The sequence below is a fragment of the Nocardiopsis sp. CC223A genome (assembly GCF_030766825.1).
Lineage (GTDB): Bacteria > Actinomycetota > Actinomycetes > Streptosporangiales > Streptosporangiaceae > Nocardiopsis.
The window spans coordinates 1-3,252 of the sequence record NZ_JASFDV010000163.1 but is presented as its reverse complement, the minus strand read 5'-3'; the positions used below and the strand labels follow the sequence as shown (position 1 = coordinate 3,252).

Here is a 3,252-nt window from a genome sequence, read left to right as displayed (position 1 = left end):
CCCCGGGCCCGACCCGGTCTCCAACAGCGGCCCGGTGGCGGCGGCGAGCGGCGGATACCCGAGCGGACCCATCACCGGGCCCGTCGGCGGGTACCCCAGCGGACCCATCACCGGGCCGACCGGCGGGTACCCCAGCGGACCCATCACCGGGCCCACCGGCGGCCACGCACCCGGGCCCGGCCCGGCCTCCAACAGCGGCCCCCTGAGCGGTCCGCACCCGGGCATGGGCGGCCCGAGCGGCCCGCACACCCCGGCGCGGCCGTTCCCACCCCAGGGTCCGACACCCCAAGGCGCGCCCTACGGCCCCTCACAGCCGCAGCCGTCCTTCGCCTCGCACAGCGGCGGCCACGGCCCGGGCGGCCCCACCGGGGGGCAGGGCACCCTGGCCCCGCCCCGACCGCCCGCACGGTCCTCCGGCGGTATCGGCAAGGTGCTCCTCGGCCTGGGCTGCGGCGCCGTCGCGCTGGTGCTCATCGCGGTGGTCGCGGTCGTCGGCGTGCGGCTGGCCCGCACCGACGGGCAGGACCCCGCCCCGCAGGCCGACGGCGACCCGTCGGAGAACGCGGTCCCCGGCGAGCAGAGCGCCCCCGTGGAGCCCACCCCCTCGGACACGCCCGACGACGACTACGCCCCCTCCGACGGCCCGCCGTCCTACGACGACCTGGAGACCTTCGAGTCCCAGTGGTTCGACGTGGACTACCCCGAGGGCTGGACGGTGGACGACAGCAGGATCGACGAGAGCCTCGTCGTGTTCGTCGCCCCCGGGTCCGACCACCAGGTGTGGGTCGCCGGCTGGACCGAGGAGGAGTTCACCGGGACCAGCGGCGAGTACCTGGTGGAGACCAAGGGCGGCACCGACGTCGAGGGCGACGTGACCACCGACTACCTCCAGCTCAACCTCCACGAGTTCGAGGAGGGCGACTACGGGGACGGCTGGGACGTGGCCCTGGTCAGGGCCAACCTCACCAACGACACGTGGGCGAGCCAGGCCCGCCGCTTCTGGGCCTACGCGATCAGCCTGGACTACCAGGGCGAGCGGGTGTTCTACATGGTCACCGTCAACGTGCCGCGCGGCGACGCCGGCTACTACGAGGACCTGCCCGCCGAGGTGATGGACTCGTTCGAACCGCACCTGTGACCGTCCCCCGGACATGACGACGGCCCCCGGCGATCGCCGGGGGCCGTCGTGTACGTCGGGATCAGTACCAGCCGACGGACTGGGAGTGGGCCCAGGCACCGCACGGGGTGCCGTAGCGGCCCTTGATGTAGTCGATGCCCCAGGCGATCTGGGTGGCGGGGTTGGTCTGCCAGTCCGAGCCGTGGGACGCCATCTTGCTGCCGGGGAGCGCCTGCGGGATCCCGTAGGCACCGGAACTCGGGTTCTGGGCGAGGTGGTTCCAGCCGCTCTCCTTCTGCCAGAGAGGCCGGAGGCAGTCGGTGAACTCGCTCTCGGGCCAGCCCTCGGCGACGACCATGTCCAGGGCGAGGCCCTGGGCGTCACCCGTGAAGACGGGCTCCTCGGGCTCCTCCTCGATGTCCTGGGCCTCGGAGGTGCCGGTCTGGGTCCGGGCGCCGACGGCGGCGTCGCGCTCGGCGCGGGCCGCGTCGAGGGCGGCCTGGGCTTCTTCCTCGGTCTGCTGCTCGGAGGCCGAGAAGAACTCGTCCTCGGTGGCCTCTTCTGCGGGGGCCTCCTCACCCGGGAGGGCGGCGTTGGCCGCCATCTCGGGGTCGACGCCCTCGTCCGCGAACGCGGAGACGGCGAACGTCGCACCTGCGACGAGGGTGGCCGCACCGATGGCCGCCGTACTGCGCAGCGACATGCGGTTGAGTAACACGGTTACCTTTCCCAAGAGGGGGTCATGGGGCGGGAAAGCCCTATTAATACCAGTTGTTCGCCTGGGAATGAGCCCATGCACCGCACGGGGTGCCGTAGCGGCCCTTGATGTAGTCGATGCCCCAGGCGATCTGGGTGGCGGGGTTGGTCTGCCAGTCCGAGCCGTGGGACGCCATCTTGTCGCCGGGGAGCGACTGCGGGATCCCGTAGGCACCGGAACTCGGGTTCTGGGCGAGGTGGTTCCAGCCGCTCTCCTTCTGCCACAGCGGTTCGAGGCAGTCGGTGAACTCGCTCTCGGCCCAACCCTCGGCGAGGACCATCCGGAGGGCGGTCTCCTTGGCCGACCCGGCGGGCACCGGGGTGCCGGAGCCGCCGGAGGGGGCGCCGTCCTGCGGTTCTGGGTCGGGCTCGGGTTCGGGTTCGGGCTCTTCGAGGATGTCGGAGGCCTGCGCGTCACCGCTGCGGACCGCGTCGCGCCCGGCCCGCTCGGCGGATTCGCGGGCCTGTTCGAGGTCCTCCTGCCGACGCTGCGGGTCGGCGGCGGCCGGGGTCCGGAAGAAGTCGTCGTCCTCCTGGGCGGTCGGGGCCTGCTCGGGCTCCGGTGTCAGTGCCGCCGAGGCCGCGTCACGGGGATCGGGGACCCCGGTGTCGGCGAAGGCCACGACACCGAAGGTGCCCGCGGCGACCAGGGCCGCGACGCCGGCGGCACTCGCGTAACGCAGCTGAATCCGTGGGAGTGGCAAGATCGCCCTTTCGCGTAGACGGCCGCACGCGTCGGACGGAGAAGCCCCGGATGGGCCGGGGCCGCGCGCGTGTGGTGGATCTCCGCCGTCGGCCTCGGGGCCGGAGAAGAAGGGGGACGGGCGCGATCGCGCTCCGTCCGCACGGCGGGTCCGCACGGTGGGGGTGCTCTGTGCAGCGGATTCAGCCTGCACCATCATTACGACCGCGTAACGCCATAGATACTGTGGCTTGACTCACATCACCCAACGTGCCCGAATTGCCAAGCTCTGACCTGCGAAAAGACACGGAGAGTCAAGGGGTGACCAAGGGAACCCCAAGGAGTGGGGGTCACCACCCCGGCCGCGGACCCCGAATCCCGACCCGGCCTGAGTACGCGTACGCATGTGCCCGGCCGGGTTCGGGGACAGGATGGCGGGCATGGACGTCACAGCATCTCCGCCGCCCGGCGCCGGTCCTCCCGTGAGCTGCCCGGACTGCCGCTCCCCGCTGGCCGCCGGGACGGCCGCCTGTGCCCGGTGCGGGCTGCTGCTCACCGGCCCCCTCGCCCAGCGCCTGTGGGAGGTGGACACCGAGATCGGCCGGGCCGACGAGCACCTGCGCCGCCTGCGCAGCGAACGCTCGGGCCTGCTGCACGCACTGCGCGAGGCCTCCCGCCGGGCGACCGCGGCCGCCGT

The 3,252-nt window shown here is 72.9% G+C and carries 3 protein-coding genes and 1 pseudogene; 2 read left to right on the top strand and 2 right to left on the bottom strand.

The window, feature by feature from the left end; translation table 11 throughout:
* Positions 1–1,138, top strand: a pseudogene (locus QJS33_RS31105) (serine/threonine protein kinase); the annotation flags it as partial.
* A 61-nt stretch (positions 1,139–1,199) separates the two neighbouring features.
* Here QJS33_RS31105 and QJS33_RS31100 read toward each other — a convergent pair.
* On the bottom strand, positions 1,200–1,835 hold the full coding sequence (locus QJS33_RS31100; protein WP_372339753.1) for a lytic transglycosylase domain-containing protein: 636 nt from the start codon (positions 1,833–1,835) through the stop codon (positions 1,200–1,202).
* 43 nt (positions 1,836–1,878) lie between these two features.
* On the bottom strand, positions 1,879–2,577 hold the full coding sequence (locus tag QJS33_RS31095) for a lytic transglycosylase domain-containing protein (protein ID WP_306371643.1): 699 nt from the start codon (positions 2,575–2,577) through the stop codon (positions 1,879–1,881).
* A 418-nt stretch (positions 2,578–2,995) separates the two neighbouring features.
* On the opposite strand from QJS33_RS31095, the gene QJS33_RS31090 reads away from it, so the two are divergent.
* Positions 2,996–3,252: hypothetical protein (locus tag QJS33_RS31090; RefSeq protein ID WP_306371642.1), on the top strand; the 257-nt coding region annotated here is incomplete at its 3' end.